The sequence below is a fragment of the Ostreibacterium oceani genome (assembly GCF_009362845.1).
Lineage (GTDB): Bacteria > Pseudomonadota > Gammaproteobacteria > Cardiobacteriales > Ostreibacteriaceae > Ostreibacterium > Ostreibacterium oceani.
Map to the genome: position 1 here is coordinate 23,782 of NZ_WHNW01000005.1, position 21,062 is coordinate 44,843.

Annotated in this window: 18 protein-coding genes; 8 read left to right on the forward strand and 10 right to left on the reverse strand. The window is 46.4% G+C overall.

Annotated features, from left to right (window positions below; all coding sequences use genetic code 11):
• Positions 1-23 precede the first annotated feature (23 nt).
• Together GCU85_RS05680 and ggt are read right to left on the reverse strand one after the other, a co-directional pair.
• Positions 24-503: a DM13 domain-containing protein gene (locus GCU85_RS05680; protein ID WP_152810222.1), complete on the reverse strand. Its 480-nt coding sequence runs from the start codon at positions 501-503 to the stop codon at positions 24-26.
• Between the two features lie 94 nt (positions 504-597).
• Positions 598-2,319 carry a gamma-glutamyltransferase gene (gene ggt / locus GCU85_RS05685; RefSeq protein WP_152810223.1) on the reverse strand — a complete coding sequence of 574 codons (1,722 nt, stop codon included), beginning with the start codon at positions 2,317-2,319 and terminating at the stop codon, positions 598-600.
• A gap of 152 nt (positions 2,320-2,471) precedes the next feature.
• Between ggt and GCU85_RS05690 the strand changes: the two genes are divergently transcribed.
• The gene (locus GCU85_RS05690; protein ID WP_152810224.1) at positions 2,472-3,581 is read left to right on the forward strand and encodes a phosphagen kinase; all 1,110 of its coding nucleotides are present in this window, start codon (positions 2,472-2,474) and stop codon (positions 3,579-3,581) included.
• 82 nt (positions 3,582-3,663) lie between these two features.
• Here GCU85_RS05690 and GCU85_RS05695 read toward each other — a convergent pair whose 3' ends face one another.
• The 7 genes from GCU85_RS05695 to GCU85_RS05725 all read right to left on the reverse strand — a co-directional run bounded on the left by GCU85_RS05695 (position 3,664) and on the right by GCU85_RS05725 (position 9,330).
• Positions 3,664-4,629, reverse strand: coding sequence for a D-amino-acid transaminase (locus GCU85_RS05695; RefSeq protein WP_152810225.1), 966 nt, complete (start codon positions 4,627-4,629; stop codon positions 3,664-3,666).
• Positions 4,622-6,004, reverse strand: coding sequence for a TRAP transporter large permease (locus GCU85_RS05700; RefSeq protein WP_152810226.1), 1,383 nt, complete (start codon positions 6,002-6,004; stop codon positions 4,622-4,624). The genes GCU85_RS05695 and GCU85_RS05700 overlap by 8 nt, the downstream gene beginning before the upstream one ends.
• Positions 6,004-6,543 (reverse strand): TRAP transporter small permease subunit, encoded by a 540-nt coding sequence (locus GCU85_RS05705; protein ID WP_152810227.1) that lies wholly within the window; start codon positions 6,541-6,543, stop codon positions 6,004-6,006. Before GCU85_RS05705 ends, GCU85_RS05700 begins: the two co-directional genes overlap by 1 nt.
• Before the next feature lie 96 nt (positions 6,544-6,639).
• Entirely contained in the window at positions 6,640-6,996 is a 357-nt protein-coding gene (locus GCU85_RS05710; protein ID WP_152810228.1) for a diacylglycerol kinase, read from the reverse strand.
• On the reverse strand, positions 6,996-7,994 hold the full coding sequence (locus GCU85_RS05715) for an NAD(P)H-dependent glycerol-3-phosphate dehydrogenase (protein ID WP_152810229.1): 999 nt from the start codon (positions 7,992-7,994) through the stop codon (positions 6,996-6,998). Before GCU85_RS05715 ends, GCU85_RS05710 begins: the two co-directional genes overlap by 1 nt.
• A gap of 91 nt (positions 7,995-8,085) precedes the next feature.
• Positions 8,086-8,595: a protein-export chaperone SecB gene (gene secB, locus GCU85_RS05720; RefSeq protein ID WP_152810230.1), complete on the reverse strand. Its 510-nt coding sequence runs from the start codon at positions 8,593-8,595 to the stop codon at positions 8,086-8,088.
• A 174-nt stretch (positions 8,596-8,769) separates the two neighbouring features.
• Entirely contained in the window at positions 8,770-9,330 is a 561-nt protein-coding gene (locus GCU85_RS05725; protein WP_152810231.1) for a FlgO family outer membrane protein, read from the reverse strand.
• 384 nt (positions 9,331-9,714) lie between these two features.
• Between GCU85_RS05725 and GCU85_RS05730 the strand changes: the two genes are divergently transcribed.
• The 7 genes from GCU85_RS05730 (at position 9,715) to dnaE (ending at position 20,175) form a co-directional block, all read left to right on the forward strand.
• A complete protein-coding gene (locus tag GCU85_RS05730) occupies positions 9,715-11,880 on the forward strand; it encodes an adenosylcobalamin-dependent ribonucleoside-diphosphate reductase (protein ID WP_152810232.1) in 2,166 nt (721 codons plus the stop codon).
• Between the two features lie 13 nt (positions 11,881-11,893).
• Complete coding sequence (locus GCU85_RS05735; protein ID WP_152810233.1) at positions 11,894-12,673, forward strand: TSCPD domain-containing protein; 780 nt, start codon at positions 11,894-11,896, stop codon at positions 12,671-12,673.
• Between the two features lie 155 nt (positions 12,674-12,828).
• Positions 12,829-13,722, forward strand: coding sequence for a methylenetetrahydrofolate reductase (locus tag GCU85_RS05740; protein ID WP_152810234.1), 894 nt, complete (start codon positions 12,829-12,831; stop codon positions 13,720-13,722).
• Between the two features lie 322 nt (positions 13,723-14,044).
• Complete coding sequence (gene lpxA, locus GCU85_RS05745) at positions 14,045-14,818, forward strand: acyl-ACP--UDP-N-acetylglucosamine O-acyltransferase (protein ID WP_328592798.1); 774 nt, start codon at positions 14,045-14,047, stop codon at positions 14,816-14,818.
• The gene (lpxB, locus tag GCU85_RS05750) at positions 14,818-15,966 is read left to right on the forward strand and encodes a lipid-A-disaccharide synthase (protein WP_152810235.1); all 1,149 of its coding nucleotides are present in this window, start codon (positions 14,818-14,820) and stop codon (positions 15,964-15,966) included. The genes lpxA and lpxB overlap by 1 nt, the downstream gene beginning before the upstream one ends.
• A complete protein-coding gene (locus GCU85_RS05755; RefSeq protein ID WP_152810236.1) occupies positions 15,963-16,517 on the forward strand; it encodes a ribonuclease HII in 555 nt (184 codons plus the stop codon). Before lpxB ends, GCU85_RS05755 begins: the two co-directional genes overlap by 4 nt.
• Before the next feature lie 13 nt (positions 16,518-16,530).
• Positions 16,531-20,175: a DNA polymerase III subunit alpha gene (gene dnaE, locus GCU85_RS05760; RefSeq protein WP_218110567.1), complete on the forward strand. Its 3,645-nt coding sequence runs from the start codon at positions 16,531-16,533 to the stop codon at positions 20,173-20,175.
• A gap of 38 nt (positions 20,176-20,213) precedes the next feature.
• Here the strand turns inward: dnaE and GCU85_RS05765 are convergent, their stop codons facing one another.
• A complete protein-coding gene (locus GCU85_RS05765) occupies positions 20,214-20,906 on the reverse strand; it encodes a M48 family metallopeptidase (RefSeq protein WP_152810237.1) in 693 nt (230 codons plus the stop codon).
• Positions 20,907-21,062 lie beyond the last annotated feature (156 nt).

Below are 21,062 nucleotides of genomic sequence, written 5' to 3' on the forward strand. Positions count from 1 at the left end.
CGATAAGTCGTTACTTGCGGTTGTTACTCGCGGTATTTGGCTGATGTGATGAATTCATCAAACGATTCACACCAAACAATAACAGTATTAAAATGAGCGGGCTCAATATCTGCAGGAATGTCTACGACGAAATTTTTGAATGTTTTGACATCACCTACCCGAACCATACTGGTCTTTAGGCGGTTGAATTCTTTTTCGGTTTCAATAAATTGAGGAGAGAGATAAAGCTTGTAGTCTGGACCAGGCGCAAGACTACCTATGAAAGTAATGGATTCGGCGCCAATTGTCACTGTACCTTCCCCCCAATGAAAAGCATCACTATCTTTCAAATCTTTATGGAAAATCGCCGTGTACTTGGCTTGTGATGAGATAGTTTGAATTGCTAATTCGCTAGGCGCTGGTGGTGCGGTCAGAATAGGTAGCGTGTAGATGCCAAGCCCAAAACCTAATATACCCACGATGCAATGGGTTACTATGAGTGCTGCAATGGTGCGTGTTTTCATGGTGGTATGTCTGTGGTTATTTGAGCGGTAATAACCATGAGGGGCAATGCTTGGAATGTTTGCCCCTCATGGTTTGTATGGTACTGATGGCGGCTTAGTAGCCCGCAGTGGATGCGCCGGCTCTGCGTGGGTCAGAGGCGCCAAATAGAATACCATCGACTTTCATAATCGATTGGGTGCTACCCATAGCAGATTTGACCTTGACATCGTGGCCTTTGGCTTGCAAGAGGCTTACGGTGTCTTTATTGAGGGTTTTTTCAACCCGCAGCTCATCGGGCAGCCATTGGTGGTGGATGCGCGAGGCGTTAGTGGCTTCTGCGATATTCATTTGGTGGTCGATGACATTCATGATGACCTGTAACGTAGTGGTGATAATGCGGCTACCGCCTGGGCTGCCCGTGGCTAAAAATGGTTTGCCATCTTTTAAAACGAGGGTTGGGCTCATCGACGACAACGGACGTTTTTTGCCCGCAACGGCATTAGCGTCGCCGCCAATCAGTCCGTAGCCGTTAGGTGTGCCTGGTTTGGCAGAGAAGTCATCCATTTCATTGTTGAGTAAAATTCCCGTGCCATCAGCGACCAATCCTGTACCATAAGAAAAGTTAATGGTATAGGTGTTAGCAACGGCGTTGCCGTACTGATCCATCACCGAATAGTGGGTGGTTTCATTGCTTTCAAACGGGATGGGGTTGTTGGGTTTGATTTCTGCTGCTGGGCGTGCTGTATCGCCAATAGATTCAATGAGCGATTTGGCGTAGGCCTTGCTAGTGAGACCTTTGATGGGTACTTTGACAAAATCAGGATCGCCCAAATATTCAGAGCGATCCGCATAGGCGAGTTTCATCGTTTCGGCCATCAGGTGAAGGGTGTTAGCCGTATTGTGTCCCATTTCGGCGATGGGGTAGTTCTCTAGCATATTGAGTATCTGCACGATATGCGTACCACCTGAAGAAGGTGGTGGCATAGAGACAATTTCATAGCCACGGTATTGCCCTGTGATGGGTTCGCGAAATACGGCTTCGTAATTCGCAAAGTCCTCAACGGCCATCATGCCACCTGCGTCATTGACCGCTTTGCTAATGCGCTCGGCAGTCTCGCCGGTATAAAATCCAGCGCGCCCTGATTCGGCAATGCGTTTTAATGAGCGGGCTAAGTCTGGTTGTTTGAGTTTTTCGCCAATTTGATAATAATCATCGCCTTTGTAAAAGATAGCTTTGGTGCTATCCCACTGCTTGAGGCGGTCTTCTAAGTTAATCAGGGAGTTGTATAAATCAGGGGTCATGACGATGCCGTTTTCAGCTAGATCAATCGCGGGTGCGATCACCTCGCTTAGTGGCATGGTGCCATAAGTCTCTAACGCTTTGATCATGCCTGCAACGGTACCAGGGACACCAACTGCGAGACCGTGAAAGCGTGATTTTTTTTGATCTGGTTCGCCTTGTTCATCTAAAAACATATCACGAGACGCTTTTTGGGGTGCCATTTCGCGGTAGTCTAGTGTGGTGGTTTTGTTGGATTTGGCATCGTGAATGACCATAAATCCGCCGCCACCGAGGTTGCCAGCTCTGGGTAGGGTAACCGACAGAGCAAAGCCAATGGCGACACTGGCATCAACTGCATTCCCGCCTTTTTTTAGAATGTCTAGGCCAATTTGGGTGGCAACGGCCTCTTGTGTCGAGACCATGCCTTGGGTGGCAATGACAGGGTGGTGTATGGCATCGCTTTCATAAATGGCGGTGGGTGATTGTTTGGCAAGGATTGGGCCGGTAATTATAACCAGTACAAGCGCTTTTAATTTTAATTTTAATTTTTTCATTTGGTTACCTTGATTGGTTGGTGAGTAAATGACTGACTGCTAGATTATAAGTTAAAGTTATTTTAAATAACAGCTTTTTTGATGTAATATGTGTTTATTTTTGCGGTATAATCGAGGGCTGAAAATAATCACTACATACGATAACAGATGCAATGCAGACACCTTTTCCACAGAGACCCGTAGTACAGACAGATTTAGCACAGACAGATTTAGCGAATACGCCTTTGTCGGCATTGGCGCGTAGCCAATCTTTGGTTGCAAATTACTTAACGCATGCGGTCTATCTGGCGTTAAAAGACAAAGTTACGCCGTCTGGTAGTACGTTGCAACAAGCCATTCAAAGCAATGTCGATAATCCTGATAGTGCGATCGGTTTTTATGCGATGGATGCGGCGAGTTACCAAATCTTTGCGCCATTATTAAACCCGATTATCAAGGCTTATCATGGCAATATACCAGATAGGCAATCTGGTTTAATTATGCCGTTGGATGACGCAAAAAAAAGCGCTTGGCGTTTTGAAGCAGGGGCTGAATCATTGATTGTCTCAACCCGAATTCGAACAGCAAGAAACTTGGCAGATTTTGCGTTTGGTGGGATGTTAATGCCCAAAGACCGCCAAGCCGTGCAAAGCCAGATCGTGGATGCACTCGCGACGTTACCAGCTGCGCTACAAGGTCAATATGAAACGATTCAAGCGATGGATGAGCAAAGGCAGTCGGCGCTGATTGCTTCCCACTATCTGTTTAAACAAGGCGACCGCTTTTTGGCTTCGGCGGGGCTTAATAATGATTGGCCAAATAATCGCGGTATTTTTTTGGCAGCGGATAAGCGGTTTTTGGTTTGGGTGAACGAGGAAGATCATCTGCGTATTATTTCGATGCAAAAAGGGCACGATATTAGTAGTGTTTACGAACGCTTGGTGATGGCTTTTGATTGCCTTCAACAGCATTTAAACTTTGCCGAAGACCCACGGCTGGGTGTGTTGGCAAGCTGTCCGACCAATATTGGCACAGGCATTCGAGCCAGTGTTCATATTCGGCTGCCGCATTTGGCGCAACAAGGCGAGCGACTCAAAGCGCTAGCTAACCGCTATCATTTGCAAGTGCGCGGACAAGCTGGCGAGCACAGCGATAATGCAGGCAACCCCATCGTTGATTTATCCAATCGGCGGCGTTTGGGGCTGTCAGCATTGGATTGTATTAATGATTTGGTGCTAGGGGTTAATGCGATTATCCGCGAGGAGAAACGCTTGTCGCGTTGAGCAATCTGGCGCAATCTATCTGACTCAATCTCTAACGCCTTTAATTTTTAAGTGGTGACGGTGTTAGGATGGGTTGTCGGTGTTAGGGCAGCTGGTGGTTTAGCCCCGTGTCTAGGTAGATTTGCCGCATTTGTTTTGTCAGTGCGCCAGGTTTACCATCGCCGATGATGGTCTCATCGATTTGAATCACAGGGATGACTAGCATGGTCGCCGAGGTAACAAATGCTTCATCAGCGGATTTAGCTTCATCTAAACTAAAGTCACGTTCTTCTAGTGTGAGTCCGTGGGTGGTCGCCATTGTCAGAATCGCGCGGCGTGTAATGCCGTTGAGTATTTGTGCGTTAGGGGCCTTGGTGATGAGGCGGTTGCCTTTGATGATAAAGGCATTGTTGGCGCTACCTTCGGTGACCAAACCGGCTTCAATAAACCAGGCATCATCAAAGCCATTATCAACGGCAGCCTGTTTAGCTAGCACCGCGCCTAATAACCCCGTGCTTTTGATGTTGCGTTTTGCCCAACGAATTTCAGGAAAAGCCATCACGCGAATGCCCAAATCGGCTAATGGGTTTTCCAGCAGATTTTTCGGCTGCGGAATAATGACTACATTAGGCTGAATGGTCTTTGATGGTAAAAAGTCGCGGTCAGCATCTTGGCCGCGCGTTACCTGTAGATAAATCGCCCCATGAACGAGTTGGTTTTTTTCAATAATGGCCCGCTGAATAGCCATTAATTCGTCTTGGGGCATTGGCATGGGGATGCCGACTTCGTTTAAAGAATAGGCCAGCCTCGTTAAGTGCCCTTGGCTGTCGATGAGGGCTTTATGTAGTACCAGGTTGACTTCATAAACACTATCGGCGAATAAAAAACCGCGATCAAAAATCGAGATGTTGGCATTGGATTCGCTAACAAATTGACCATTGACGTAGCAGATGCGCTCAGCGGCATTGCTAGTTGTGCCGTTAGCCTTATCGTTAGCGGTATCGTTAGCGGTATAGTTGGGGATATCGTTGACGGTATCGTTAAGGGTGTCATTTCTACTATTAGCCATAAATAATACCGGGTAGCCAAGTTGCTAAGGCAGGGAATAGCGCCAAAATTAATAGCATGAAAACTTGAATGATGATAAAAGGTATAACGCCTCTATAAATAGCGGTGGTTTTAATCTCAGGCGGCGCAACGCCTCGTAAATAAAATAAAGCAAACCCAAATGGCGGTGTTAGAAAGCTGGTTTGTAAATTAATCGCCATCATGACGCCCAGCCAAATGGGGTCAAATCCTAGCATCAATAAAATCGGGCCAACAATCGGGACAACCACAAAGACAATCTCGATAAAATCTAAAATAAATCCCAGTAAAAACATAATCAGCATCACAACCAATAGCGCACCCCATTTGCCCCCAGGCAGGCTATGTAGCCAGCTTTCGACTAATTTATCACCACCTAAGCCGACAAAAATGAGCGAAAAAATAGTCGCACCGATTAAGATGAAATAAACCATTGCAGTCACCTCGGCAGTCGAGCGCACAATGGCGGTGAGATTTTTGCGGGTGAATTCACGCTTGAGTATGGCCATCAAGATCGCACCAATCGCACCGACTGAGGCAGCCTCTGTTGGTGTGGCGAAACCTGTGAGGATAGAGCCTAAAACCGCAATAATGAGAATGAGTGGGAAACAAACGGCAATAATAACGCGTTTCAGAAATTGATTAGCTCGTGCATCGGCGATTTCCTGTGCAGGGATTGGCGGCGCACTGTCTGGTTTTAAGAATGCAGTGACTAGAATATAGGCAATATAAAGTAGTGGCAATACCAACCCAGGTAACATCGCCCCCGCAAATAAATCGCCGACAGACACGGTATCAGGAGACCAGTTGCCCATCGCAAGTTGGGCTTTTTGGTAGGCGTTAGAGATGACGTCGCCTAATAAGATCAGCACAATCGACGGTGGAATGACCTGTCCTAAAGTGCCTGAGGCACATATTGTTCCTGTGGCTAGCGCTGGGCTGTACTGGTAGCGTAGCATCGTGGGTAATGTCAATAAACCCATCGCGACAACCGTCGCACCAACGATGCCTGTTGATGCAGCTAGAATGGTCCCTACAATGACCACCGAAATGGCCAATCCACCGCGCAGACGACCAAAAAGCATGCCCATCGTGATGAGCAAATCCTCGGCGATTTTTGATTTCTCAAGTACGACGCCCATAAAAACAAACAGCGGCACAGCGACAAGAATAGGGTTGTTCATAATGCCAAAAATCCGAGAGGGTATTGCATGCAAGATGCTTACATCAAACGCACCAAACAAGTGTGCTGCGCCAGCAAATAGCAGCGAAACCCCCGCAAGGGTAATGGCAACTGGATACCCCATCATTAGGAATAAACAGATGACAACAAACATGATAATGGCTAAATATTCCATTAATTGGTCTCCTTGGCCGCTGGGCTAGTGTGTGTGTCGATATTGGGGCTGGGTTGTCCTGTTTTGATTTGTTTTATTTTATGAAAGACAAGCGAAATGCCCTGTAGAATCAGCAAAACGGCGACGACAATAATGAGTGATTTGACCAGATAAAGCGCGGGCAGGCCACCGACCTCGCCTGATGATTCTTTTAGGCGCCACGAGGAAGCGACATATTGCCATGAATAATAGATAATAAAGGCGCAAAACGGCAACAATAACGCGAGTGTGCCAAATAAATCAACGATACCTTTTTGGGTGTTGTTTAGCCGTGTGTAAAGGACATCAACACGAACATGTTTATCTGCATAGAGCAAAAGCGGCGCGCTTAGTAAGAAAACCAGTGCATTCATAATTAAAACTGCTTCGTTTAATTGGATTGAGTAAGCGTTTAGAAAATACCGCGAAATCACATTGTAAAATGTGGCAAGTACCATGAAAAAAGTTAACCAAGCAACCCCATAGCCTATCCACTTGCTCAATTGATCAATTATCTTCATGTCAGGTTTATCCTCTCAGTTGTCAGATACGAGCGCCTAGCGTCTTGTTACCGCTAGCCTTGTCACCGCTGATTTAGATTATAACAACAAACACAATTATAACAATAAAATCGTTATCCAGGTAATAACCGCCATGATAAGGGTCACTGAAACAGCGGCAGAGCCAGCGTCTTTGGCTTTGCCAAAATCGGGATGCTGTTCGTCAAAGCGATCTACGACGGATTCTATGGCAGAATTAAATAGCTCAGCAAGCAAAATTAATCCAAGGCTAGTGACGAGTAGCAGCCACTCTATTGCTGATGCTGCTATCACAAATGACAGTGGTAAAAGCACGGCGATTGCCGCGCATTCCTGACGAAAAGCGGCTTCGCCTTTAAAGGTATTGATAAACCCTTGTTTCGAGTAGCGGCATGCGTGAATTAAACGAGATAAACCTTGGCGTTTGGGTTTCATTATTCGGTTTCTGGTTTCGGGTAATGCGAAAGTAGGGCTTGTTTGGCGGCCTCAATAGACAGCGTACCACGAATTAATTGTTCGATTAGATTGGTGATTGGGGCGCGAACGTGGTGTCGATGGGCGTATTGTGTGGCTTCAATGGCGGTGTGGACACCTTCTACGGTTTGTCCGATTTCTGCACAGGCAGACTGTGTGTCGTAACCTTGCCCCAGTAATAGCCCAAATCGGCGATTACGAGATAAATCATCGGTGCAGGTCAGCAATAGATCGCCCAAACCTGATAAGCCCATCAGGGTCTCGTTGCGTGCACCCGAGGCGGCGCCTAAACGAGCAATCTCGTGTAAACCCCGGGTAATAATGGCTGCACGCGTGTTGGCGCCAAACCCCAAGCCATCAGAAATACCAGCAGCAATGGCGATGACGTTTTTCAGTGAGCCACCAATTTGTGCGCCGATGACATCGTCTGTGGTGTATGTGCGCATCTGCTCATTGTGTAAAAAGTTGGCGAAATCATTGGCAAACGCCAACGTGCTTCCCGCGACCGTTATTGCGGTCGGTAATCCAGCGGCGACTTCTTTAGCAAAGCTAGGGCCAGCAATAATAGCAAACGGTGTGTCAGGAAATTGCGTTGTAAAGGTGTGGCTTAGCAAGTCGTTTGTTTGTTTATCGAAGCCTTTGATAGCCCAACCAATTGCTTGGCGGCAAACATAAGGTTGTATGCGCGCTAACGTCTCTGCAAAAGCGTGGCTAGGTACAACCAATAGAATCATGTCACAATCATAAATAACCGCAATATCGTCAGTAGGATGGACGTTATCTGGTAAGGGAGTTGACGGCAAATGTTGGTTGTTGACTCGTGCTTGTTGTAGTGCTTTGATATGCGCGGCATTATGTCCCCATAAAAAGACCGTGCTGTGTTCGTCAGCGCGTGCACAGTTAAGTGCGAGTGCGGTGCCCCAACTGCCTGCGCCTAAAACAGCGATTTTTTGTGCCATGCTATTTAACTAGAAAATGGTTACTGTGCCGCGCATTGTTTTTATGCATACAATTCATACGAGTAATGTTGGTGGCTCAGGTTGGTTTAGCTTAGTGCGTGGTTGGTTTGTCGTCTGCCTGAGGCGTGCTTTCTGAGGCAGCAGTGTCAGAGGCGTCAGTTTTGTTTGCTTCAGCTTGCTGTTGCAGATGCTGTTGGTAAAGCGCGTTAAAATCTAACGGGTTTAGCAGCATGGCAGGGAAACCAGCTTTTTGTGATAAGGCGGAAATCGTTTCACGGGCGTATGGGAACAATATATTGGGGATAGCGGCGCCTAAAATATGACCGCGTTGTGCGCTGTCAAAACCTTTGACGGTGAAAAGGCCGGCTTGCATGACCTCGATGACATAAGCGACTTTGTCTTCGATTTTGGCGGTGACAGTGAGCGTTAGTGTCACTTCGTATAAGCCGTTTTCTTCGGAGACACACGTGGACTGGTTGCCAAGGTTGAGGTTGATCTCTGGCTGCCAATTTTGTTGGTGGATGGCGGGGGTGTTGGGTGATTCAGAAGAGATGTCTTTTGTGTATATTTTGTTGATTTCAAATGCTCTTTCTTCGGACATAGTGCGAGTTCCTTATGTGGTTAGTTAGGTCAATAAAATAGCGAGCTAAGATTGTAACAAATTCTCGTGCTAAAAGGGGAGTTGTATGCAAAAAAGCCACAAAATATTGTGGCTTTTTTGCAGGTTTCAATAGGCATTGCTGCTTTATTTGCTCATCGGTGAGCGAATTGCAGTCTATCGTGTTTTTTGTCGTGCCATTTTGCGTACATCAGGCCCCATGGGTAAATCGAAATCATAGCTCGCTAAAATACGATTATCTTCTGGACGGATTAACCGCGTGCTGACATAAACATGGTCACGACCAACGGCATAGGTACCCACAAGGACTGCGCCTGCAGCGTGTTCTTTGGATATTTTTTGAATGTCACGAGACAGCATGTACTCGCCGCTTTTTTCTCTGACTTTGACATCGTGCCGTGTTCTTAAATCAACAACAGGGAAGCCAAACTGGGCAAAGCGGTTGCCAATTTGCTCAGAGACCATCAGACCCAGTGCTGAGCTAGAGTTTAAGTCAGTAATGTCTGCCACGCTAGTAATTAAAATGGCTTTTAGGTCATTTTGCAAATAGGTGGCCTGTGACATAAGCCCTTCACCTGCTTTGTGAGAAGTGCCTATGATATCTGGATCCTTAACATTGCTATAAGTTCCTTTGCTTGCATTTTCATTGAAAATATCAGGCGTTGTGCATCCAGCCATCATGGCGGCTGAAATGGCGATTAGTAGGTATTTTTTCATCCTTTGTGCTCCCAAATGTAGAAATACACGGCTCCTATGCGAAACGATAGACGATGTATTCTTTGTTATTAAACCATAAAATTATTTATTAATCTCGCATAAGATACCACAACTTAAAATGAAGCGAAACCCTCTTGATGGCTTTGAACGTGAAAAAATAAAATTTATTTCATCAAATTGTTGCAAATGGGTCAGACTAGGCTAACCCGTTGGTCTGTCGGTGATTCGCTGTTTTTAGGGCGAAAATAACTACAAATTGGGGTTGATTTGCATGGGGTGCACAATGTATAGTGTATCTCGTGTTTTTGCTTTGGCTGGTTAGTCGAGCAAATCAACACAAGATAATGCACCCTATTTTGATAACTAATTTAAAGGAGACCCGCGATGGATTTGGTCGAACTCGCTGAAAAAACGACAACAAACGTCACTGATATAAAACTACAGCCAGCTTCCCTGGATATTTGGGAAAAAAAATACCAACTAAAAACCAAAGATGGTCAACCCGTTGATGAAGATATAGAAGCGACCTATGCGCGCATTTCAGCAGCGCTTGCCGCAGTCGAAGAGACCAAGCCAAAACAAAAAAAGTGGCAAAAAGCGTTTCATTGGGCGCTACAGAATGGTGCCATTCCTGCAGGACGCATTGTTTCAAATGCTGGGGCGTTACAACACAAGCCAGCGACATCGACAATCAATTGCACGGTTTCGGGTACGATAGTTGATTCGATGGATGATATTCTAGGTAAAGTGCATGAATCTGGGCTGACACTAAAGGCAGGTTGCGGGATTGGTTATGAATTTTCGACTTTGCGCCCACGCGGTGCTTATGTGGCAGGTGCGGGTGCCTATACGTCAGGCCCTTTGTCGTTTATGGATGTTTATGACAAGATGTGTTTTACGGTGTCTTCAGCGGGTGGGCGGCGTGGTGCGCAAATGGCTACTTTTGACGTTTCTCACCCTGATGTGTTGGACTTTATTCGTGCCAAACGCGAAGATGGGCGTCTACGCCAGTTTAACTTGTCGCTACTGATTACCGCAGACTTTGTTGAAGCGGTAAAAAATGATGCCGATTGGCACTTAGTCTTTCCTGTTCGAGAGCAGGAGTTACGCGAAGATCAAGCGACACTAGAGGACTTGATCGCAGATAAGCAAATTATTTGGCGCGATTTTCCTGATAAAACAGGCAAGATACTCAACGACCAAGAGCAAGTGGCGTGCCGCATTTACAAAACCTTGCCAGCACGTCGTATTTGGGATGCCATTATGGCCTCTACGTATGATTATGCGGAGCCTGGGTTTGTCTTGATTGATAAAGTTAACGAGATGAATAATAACTGGTTTTGTGAAACGATTCGCGCAACCAACCCCTGTGGTGAGCAGCCATTGCCGCCGTATGGTGCCTGTCTGTTGGGGTCGGTTAATCTGACCAAATTTGTACGCAATCCGTTTACCGATGAGGCCGTATTTGATTGGGATAGCTACAACGAAGTTGTCTCTATCTTTACGCGCATGCTAGACAATGTCGTAGAAATTAATGGCCTGCCGTTACCCGAACAGCGCCAAGAAATTGCGCGCAAACGTCGCCATGGTATGGGCTTTTTGGGGTTGGGTTCGACGATGACCATGTTAGGCATTGCTTATGGCTCACCGCGTGCTATTGAGTTTACTGAAAAAGTGGCTTGTGAAATGTCACTAACGGGCTGGAAAGCCTCGCTAGAATTGGCCAAAGAAAAAGGCCCTGCACCAATTATGAATGAAATGTTTACCCTAACTCCGCATATGCTGCGTTTGCGCCCTGAGTTAGTTGATGCTGGTTATCAAGTCGGTGATCAGTTGCCTGGTCGTGTCTTGCACGCAAAATATAGCCGCTACATGCAACAGATTGCGAGTATTGATGCCGACTTAGTGAATGAGTTAGCCGAGTACGGCGGGCGATTTACACACCATAGCTCGATTGCACCGACCGGGACGATTTCGTTATCACTGGCGAATAATGCATCGAATGGGATTGAACCGAGCTTTTCGCATCATTACTCAAGAAACGTTATTCGCGAAGGTAAAAAGTCCAAAGAAAAAGTTGAGGTATTCTCTTATGAATTATTAGCTTATCGCGAGCTAATTAACCCCAAAGCCATGCCATTTTCTACTGAGCCAGATGAGCAACTGCCTGATTACTTTGTCTCTGCTGACGATATTACGCCCAAGCAACACGTGGATATCCAAGCGGCAGCCCAAAAATGGATTGATTCATCTATATCTAAAACAGCGAATGTACCTACGGATTTTGATTACGAAGACTTCAAAGACATTTATCTGTATGCCTATGAGCAGGGGCTCAAAGGGTGTACGACCTTTAGGTTTAACCCGGCCGCTTTTTCTGGTGTGTTGGTCAAGGAAAAAGATCTAGAAAGTACGACCTATCAATTTACGCTAGAGGATGGCTCGCAAGTTGAGGTTAAAGGCAATGAACAAATTGAATACGATGGCGAGATACACAGCGCCGCTAACTTGTTTGATGCACTAAAAGAAGGCTATTACGGTAAATTTTAATTAGGATTGACAGATGATAAAGATTGATAAAAAAATAACAGGTTACGCAATTAAAAAAGCCGATGAGCCAGCCGATGCATCAGCCGATGTATTAGCCGGGGTATCAGCTGATACAAAGGCGACAACCATCGGTAAACAGGGTGAAGCAGGCGGGCAGCCAGCTGCGTCTGGACCAATTGAAATGCACGAATCGATTAATCGCCCCGAAAAATTATTCGGCTCAACATACAAAGTGAAAACACCACTGTCGGAGCATGCGCTCTATGTGACCATTAATGATTACTTACTCAACGAGGGGACGGAGTATGAACAGCGTCGCCCTTACGAGATGTTCATTAACTCAAAAAACATGGAGCACTTTCAGTGGATTGTGGCGTTGACACGGGTAATTTCTGCCGTCTTTAGAAAAGGCGGTGATAGCACGTTTTTGGTCGAAGAACTCAAGTCGGTATTTGATCCACAGGGCGGCTACTTTAAATCTGGCGGGCGTTATATGCCGTCGATTATAGCCGAATTAGGCGATGTGATTGAGTCGCATATGAAATCCATTGGCATGATTCGGGATGAGCAAGACCAGCATCAGCAACGCTTGATTTTTGAAAAGCAGCAACAGTTGGCAGCAAAAGAAAAAGAAAAACAACAGCAAGGTATGGCCGCGTCAGCGACAGAGACAGCCAATACATCGGGTTATCCAGCCAGTGCCGTGTTATGCAAAAAATGCTTTGCCAAAGCAGTCGTTGTGATGGATGGTTGCGCGACATGCTTATCCTGTGGAGACAGTAAGTGTGGCTGATTGGTGTGTTAGCTAGCGTTAGTTCGGTTTAGTTTACGTTAGTTCACGTTAGTTAGCGTGAAAACGTCATGTTGCTTGCTGGTTTGACGTAATTAGAAAAACAGCGGCCAAGCAATCACGCTATGATGGGCTTTTTACTAACCGATGAAATCACTATGAATACAAAACAAATCGTTCAAGACTTTTTTGCTGACTTTACCTTAGAAACCACGCCAGGGGCGGCAAAGAAAATCGACGACTATGGGCAGTATATTCGCCAAGGCGAAAAGGTCTATGTTACTTTTTTGCCTGGCTCGGATTTTGCTGATACCGTCGCTGTTTCTAAGCGCCTCAAAGCCGAAGGATTGGAGCCTATCCCGCATATTGCGGCGCGTTCGACACCGAATCGCCAGTTTTTGGAGACAGGCATTAAACAATGTGTGGAAGAGGCAGGCGTCGAGCGCTTTTTGGTGATTGGTGGCGCGGTTGACAAACCCGTTGGCGAGTTTGACTGCACGGCACAAATTTTGGAAACGGGTCTGTTTGATAAGTACGGTATTAAATCGGTTGGCTTAGCAGGTCACCCAGAGGGTAGTCCTGATATAACCGACGAAGGCATTCGCGAAGCACTACGCTTTAAAAATGCGTTTGCCGAGCGCACCGATGCAGACCTTTATTTGGTGACACAATTCTGCTTTGAAGCTGCGCCCATTATTGCCTGGGATAAAGCGCTGCAAGCCGAAGGTAACCGATTACCAATCCACATTGGCCTGCCAGGGTTGGCAACGTTGAAATCATTGATTGGTCACTCCAAAGCCTGTGGTGTCGGTGCTTCGATGAAATTTTTGACTAAGCAAGCAAAAAACGTATCTAAACTCTTGTTGGTTAATGCACCTGATGAGCTCACCATTGATTTGGCAACGTACAAAGCCACAGACCCGAATTGCGGTATCGCAGGACTACATATTTATCCGTTGGGTGGTTTGCCAAAGACGGCTAATTGGTCTTATGCGGTACGCGATGGGCGCTTTAATTTACATAGCGATGGTAGGGGTTTTGATATTGTATAGCTATGTCTCCCAGTTTAGTTAAGCTGTCTCAACTCAGTCGCTGACTCAAGCGGTTGAAGTTGTTTTTAAAAATGAAAGGTCATCTTAGGATGGCCTTTGTTTTTGCATTTTTCGTTGTTTAAGTGGGATTACGAGGAAATTACTGGAATTACGAGGAAATTACTGGGATTATAAATGGTATTACAGCATGATGGGTTATCCTCGGGTTTCATTTGTTGTTGGTGGCACAAAAAATCTATTTTTGCGGTATAATTGATGCCAGTAGTTACCGCTTTTTTTATCTGTGCTCGTCTCTATTGAGTCGTTGCCGAGGAGTATTTAAGTGATTCATTCAACAGCAGTTATTGACCCAAGCGCGCGGATAGATGAAAATGTCAGCATTGGTCCTTATAGCATTATCGGCGCTAACGTGGAAATTGGCGCAGGGACTTGGATTGGGCCGCATGTCGTGATTCAGGGGCCAACCAAAATTGGGCGCAATAACAAAATCTACCAATTCAGCTCACTAGGCGAAGTGCCGCAGGATAAAAAATTTAACGAAACCGATGAAACATGGTTAGAAATTGGCGATGGCAATGTGATTCGTGAATTCTGTACCTTTAATCGTGGTACGGCTCAAGATGCAGGGAAAACGGTCGTGGGCAATGATAACTGGATCATGGCCTATGTGCATTTAGCCCATGATTGCGTGATCAAGGACCATACCATCTTTGCAAATGGTGCCTCGTTGGCGGGGCATGTTACTATCGGCAATTATGTGGTGATGGGTGGGTTTGCTTTGGTTTATCAGTTTGTGACGGTGGGGGATTATGCCATTTGTGGATTTTCTTCTGGCGTGAAACACGACGTTCCTCCTTATTCGATGGTTGATGGTATGCCCGCTAAGGCGGTGACGATTAATATAGAAGGGTTGCGTCGGAATTATTTTTCCAAAGAGGAAATCCAAAGTATTAGAGAGGCGTTTAGGCTACTCTACAAATCGGGGCTGACACTAGACGAGGCCAAACAGGAGTTGCTCGGGCTGGCCAAAACTGCGCCAGTCATTAATTTGCTGAACGAATTTTTTCCCGTGATGAAGCGGGGTTTGATTCGTTAATGCATATTGCTTTATTAGCAGGCGAAGCATCAGGAGACCAGCTTGGTGCTGAGTTGATTAAAGCGCTGAGAAAACGCAATCCTTGCATTCGGTTTGATGGGGTTGGTGGCGAAAAAATGCAAGCACAGGGGTTTAATTCGCTTATTCCGATGGAGGAGTTTTCGGTCATGGGTATCAGCGAGGTTTTATGGCGATTACCAAAACTACTGCGATACCGAAATCAGCTGATTGAGCAATACCAGAGCAGCTTACCCAATGCTTTTATTGGGATTGACTCGCCTGACTTTAATTTACGGCTGGCGGGGCGTTTGCGCGAAATTGGTATTTATACCGCGCAGTATGTCAGCCCCTCTGTTTGGGCGTGGCGCGAAAATCGGATTGAGACGATCAAGCGTTCCTGCGATTTAATGTTAACCTTGTTTGAGTTTGAAAAACAATTTTATGATAAGCATCAAATGCCTGCGGTTTATTGCGGGCATCCGTTGGTTGACTTGATTCCCGCTGAGCTGAACCCCGCCAAAGCCAAAGCACGCCTACAACATGAGCCTGGGCGCCCCTATTTAGCCGTATTACCTGGCAGCCGTCAAAGCGAAGTAAGAAAAATGCTACCCGTTTTCATTCAAACGGCACGCTATTTGCAGAAAAAATTACCCAATCTTGTGTTGCAAGTGCCTGTGGTAAATCAAGAAATTCGGGCGCTGGCGACAAAGCTGTTTGCGCAACAAGGCAGCGGATTGACGTTTGAGCTGATTGACGGTGATGCCAAGCAGGTTATGCTTGCTTGTGACAGTGTCTTATTGGCATCAGGCACGGCAACGTTAGAAGCGATGCTATTGCAAAAACCCATGGTTGTTGCTTACAAAGTCAGCCGAGTAACGGCGACAATTGCTAAACGCTTGGTTAACGTCACACACTTTTCATTGCCGAATTTACTCGCAGACCACCCCGTTGTGCCTGAGTTTATTCAGGATGCGATTAACCCCCACGAAATGGCGCATGAGCTCTATCAACAAATCACAGATGCGTCGCACCGCAATGCGTTGGTGGCGAGACTGGTGCAAATTCGCCGCAAAGTCCGCGGCCATGCAGCAGAAAATGCAGCCAAAGCCGTCTATCAAGACATGATGCGCAAGGAGCTAATGGGATGAGGCTGGCAGGGGTTGACGAAGCGGGGCGAGGTGCTTTGGTCGGCAGTGTGTATGCCGCTGCAGTGGTGCTGCCTGAACAATACGACCGGCGACAAACGATTGACTCTAAAAAAATGACAGAAGCCAAGCGATTTGCTGCTGCCGACTATATTAAATCAATCGCGGTTGATTTTGCGGTAGCAACGGCAACCGCCGCAGAGATTGATGCACTAAATATTCATCACGCGACTTTATTGGCCATGCAGCGGGCGGTTTTGCAGCTAACGGGTCAGATAGATGCGGTTTGGGTTGATGGGAAATTTAGCCCTGAATTACCCCAGCCAACAACTGCGATTATCGGGGGTGACGGGCTGCACGATTGCATTGCTGCCGCGTCGATTTTGGCAAAAACGGCGCGGGATGCTGAGATGAAAGCACTGGATGAAACGTATCCACAATACGGATTTGCGAAGCACAAAGGCTATGCTACTGCTGCGCATCGAGAGGCATTAGCGCATTATGGCGCGCTGCCGATGCATCGACGTTCTTACAAAACCGTTCGAGACTTATGATGAATGAAGTGATATGAGTGAAGTGATGATGAGTGCAGTGAATCCACTAGACAATCAACGTGAATTAAATAACGCAACGAATAACGCGAATAACGCGAATAACGAAATAACCGTACCTTTTGCGCATTTGCGTGTGCATTCTGAATTTTCATTATCAGATGGCATGCTACGCATCAAGTCATTAGCAAAACACGCGAAAGACGCAGGCTATGATAGCATCGCGCTAACAGATATTAATAATATCTATGGCTTGATAAAATTCTATAAAAGCGCGCTTGCGGTTGGTATAAAGCCCATTTTAGGGGCTGAAGTTTATGTGCGTAGTCAAGTTGGGGTACACAAACTGGTATTGCTATGCCAGAATAACCAAGGTTACACCCATCTTTGTGAAATTATCTCTGCCGCCTATTTAAGTAGCCAGTCAAACCAAGTGATAGCGGTTGAGGAATCGGTTTTGCGCGAACATGCAGCCGGTCTGATTGCGCTATCGGCAGCGCATGAAGGCTTGTTTGGCCAGCATTTGCTGGATGGTCGTTATGCAGAAGCAGAGCAGGTGGCGCGCGATTATCAAACGCTATTTGAGCATCAATTTTATATCGAAGTCCAGCGCTTAGCCAAACCTCAAGAGTCGACTTATCTGGCTCGAGCTTTGACGCTAGCAGACAAGCTAGGTATTCCAGCCGTGGCGACAAATCATGCCTGTTTCTTGGCTGAAAAAGACTTTTATGCGCATGAGGCACGGGTGTGTATTAATCGAGGCGATATACTCAACGATGACAATCGCGTCAAAGCCTACAGCGAGCAACAATACCTCAAGTCGTCAACAGAAATGGCGGCGGTTTGGGAAGATTACCCAGAATTACTCACCAACGCTCACCGTATTGCGCAAAAATGCAACGTAACCCTAACCTTAGGTGAGAGCTATTTACCCGCGTTTGCAAACGAATTGGGGCTTAGCGAAGCCGATTACCTCGTCAAAGTGGCCCAACAAGGGTTAACCGAGCGGTTACAGCAACAATTTGTTGATGCAGATACCATTGCGGCTAAACGAAGTCCATACGACCAGCGTCTCGCATTCGAATTAGATGTGATTAACCAAATGGGCTTTCCTGGTTATTTTTTAATTGTTGCAGACTTTATCCAGTGGTCCAAAGAAAACCAAATTCCAGTAGGCCCTGGTCGCGGCTCAGGTGCAGGGTCGTTAGTGGCTTATGCGCTCAAAATTACGGATTTAGATCCGCTTGCTTATGATTTGTTATTCGAGCGATTTTTAAACCCTGAACGGGTGTCTATGCCAGATTTTGATATTGATTTTTGCATGGAAAAGCGTGATTTGGTCATTGACTACGTCGCGCAGAAATACGGTCGCGATAAAGTCTCACAGATTGCAACGCATGGCACAATGGCTGCCAAAGCGGTTGTCCGTGATGTCGGACGTGTTTTGGGTTATGGCTATGGCTTTGTTGATAGTATTGCCAAATTAATTCCATTTGAAATTGGCATGACGCTGACCAAAGCACTCGACGTTGAACCCGAGCTGAAAAAACGCTATGACGACGAAGAAGAAGTCCAAACACTCTTAACGCTGGCCTTATCACTAGAAGGGCTCGCGCGAAATGTGGGCAAACATGCGGGTGGTGTGGTCATTGCGCCGTCAAAATTAACAGATTTCTCTGCGCTTTATTGTGAGCCTGATGGCAAAAGTATCATTGTGCAATATGACAAAGACGACATTGAAGCCGCTGGGTTGGTTAAATTTGACTTTTTAGGGCTACGCACGCTGACTATCATTGATTGGGCACTAAAAAATATTAATGACAAGCGCCAATCAATGGGAGAATCAATCGTTGAGATAAGTAAAATCCCACTAGATGACGACAAAACCTATACCTTGCTCAAGGCATGTCACACCACGGCGGTTTTTCAGCTCGAATCATCGGGCATGAAAGATTTGTTAAAGCGGCTACAGCCCGATCGATTTGATGACATTATTGCGTTGGTTGCCTTGTTTAGACCAGGGCCATTGCAGTCAGGGATGGTGGATGACTTTATCAATGTAAAACACGGCCGCGCGGATGCTAACTATCCGTTGGCAGAATTAAAGCCGATTTTGGCGCCGACTTATGGTGTGATTTTATACCAAGAGCAAGTCATGCAAATTGCCCAAGTATTGGCATCTTATACGCTGGGTGAGGCCGATATGTTACGCCGCGCGATGGGTAAGAAAAAGCCCGAAGAAATGGCAAAACAAGGTGCGTTGTTTATTGATGGTGCGGTAAAAAACGGACATGACCAAGCAACAGCAAAATACATTTTTGATTTGATGGAAAAATTCGCAGGTTATGGGTTTAACAAGTCGCACTCGGCAGCGTATGCACTATTAGCCTACCAGACGGCTTGGCTAAAAACCCATTATCCACAGGCATTTATGGCGGCGGTTTTGTCTGCCGACATGGATAATACGGATAAAATTGTTACGTTAATCGAGGAATGCCGACAAATGGGGCTGACGCTCAGACCGCCTTCGCTTAATGAGTCTGCTTATCAGTTTACGGTCAATGCCCAAAACGAAATTGTCTATGGGCTAGGGGCAATCAAAGGCGCGGGTGAAGCGGCGCTAAAAACCATACTAGAGACACGGCAAACGCATGGTGCTTTTGCCTCAGTCACGGATTTCTTTTTATCCATTGACTTGGCCAAGCTGAATAAACGCGTGTTAGAGGCGTTAATTAAAGCGGGCGTGTTTGATTTATTAACCGCGAATAGACGATTTTTGTTAAAAAATTTGGATGCCTATCTAAAACTGGCAGAACAAACGGCAAAAAACAAAAAAACAGGACAAAACGACTTGTTTGGCATGATGGGGCTTGATTCTGTTGCTACTGCGGGCGCAGGTAGTGCAACCCCTGCGCCTGTTATTGAAACACAGCCATGCGATGAATGGTCAGCGCACGATAAACTTAGCCATGAAAAATCCGCATTGGGGCTTTATTTGACTGGGCATCCGATTGAATCATATCTCAGTGAACTCCGCGAAATCACTCAGCAGTCGTTAGCGCAGTGGCTATCGCGAATGGAAAACGAAGCATCGCCCCAATCAGGGCATAAAAGACCCCGTGGGCAACCCGTTATTCTCGCAGGATTGCTAACGGGCATTCGAGTGCGTCAAGGTCAGCGCGGAAAAATGGCATTTGCGACGATTGATGATCGCAGTGCGCGAACCGAGATTCGATTTTTTTCCGATAATTACGATAAAAACCGTGACAAATTAGCCGACGATTCGATTATTGTGGTGGTTGGCAAAGCGGTTTACGATGACTTTGCAGGCGCTTGGCGCGTGAATGGCGAGACAGTTTATGCGCTAGAGGAATTACGTGAGCAGTTTGTCACCGATGTTCAAATTCAATGTGACCCAACGACAGCAATGCCCGAATTGCTAGAGGCGATTAAAACGCATCAATCAGCGGCAGGTGCGCAGGTGTTTTTGGCGATTCAGACAGCGCATGTCATGGGTAAATTGCAGCTGCCCAAAACGACTAGCTTGCCGTTATCGCCTGAATGCTATCAAGCGTTAACCCGTATTGTCGGCAAAGAAAACATGAAAATGCGTTATCAATTGGATGCACTTACCGCGCCTGATGAGTCGGTAAGTAAGTAGTCACACCACAGCTCCGTTGTAGCCCCGTTGCAGCGCCATCAAATAGTGGCAAATAAGTGAGGCTGTGTCTTCATATACTGCCGCGCGTCTCGCCAATCAGGCATAAAGCGCGTCATTAAGCCGTAAAAACGGGCATTATGACCACGTTCCAGCAAGTGGGTCATCTCATGCACCACCGTTTGTTCAATGCAGGGAATTGGGTAGGCAATCAGTGCCAAATTAATCCAAATACGCTGTGCGGCGATGTTGCATGTGCCCCAACGGGTTTTCATGTGCTTAATCCGTGCTTCGTTTACACGCACGCCCATTATGGGCTCGTAGTGTGCAATCATCGGTTCGATAATATCCTGTAATTGTTTGCGATAAAATCGAAGTAGGGCGTTTTGTCTATGGGTAGTATTGGTCGCTTTGTCTACGCTGGGGCATTGAACGAATAGCTGTTGGGTTTGCTGGCAATAATGGGTTGTGTGCTTTGCATGAAAATCCAGTGAGACAGGTTGCCCCAAAAACATCACCTGCTCGCCGTGGTTGTACTGCGGTTTATTCGGTCGATGCTGCTGGGTTAGCTGTTGTCGCTTGACGTCAACCCAATGCGCTTTTTGCCGCAGTATCGCGGCAATTTCGGCATCTGGCATGTTGGTGGGTGCAGAGACTTGCAGGCAGCCATCGGCATCAAGACGCAGATAGACGTGTTTGATGGCTTTTTTGGTAATGATGGTGTCTGTTCGCATGGGTTGAAAGCTTAGTCAGTTGAATGAAATTTGGTGGTCTTGCCAAGTGTTTATTTGCTGATCACGGTTGCTAATCGTGGATTTACTTAGGCGATTTTTAAGCAGGCAATTTTACACTGAGCGTCAGTATAAAGTCAATGAGTGGTATGGGTCGAG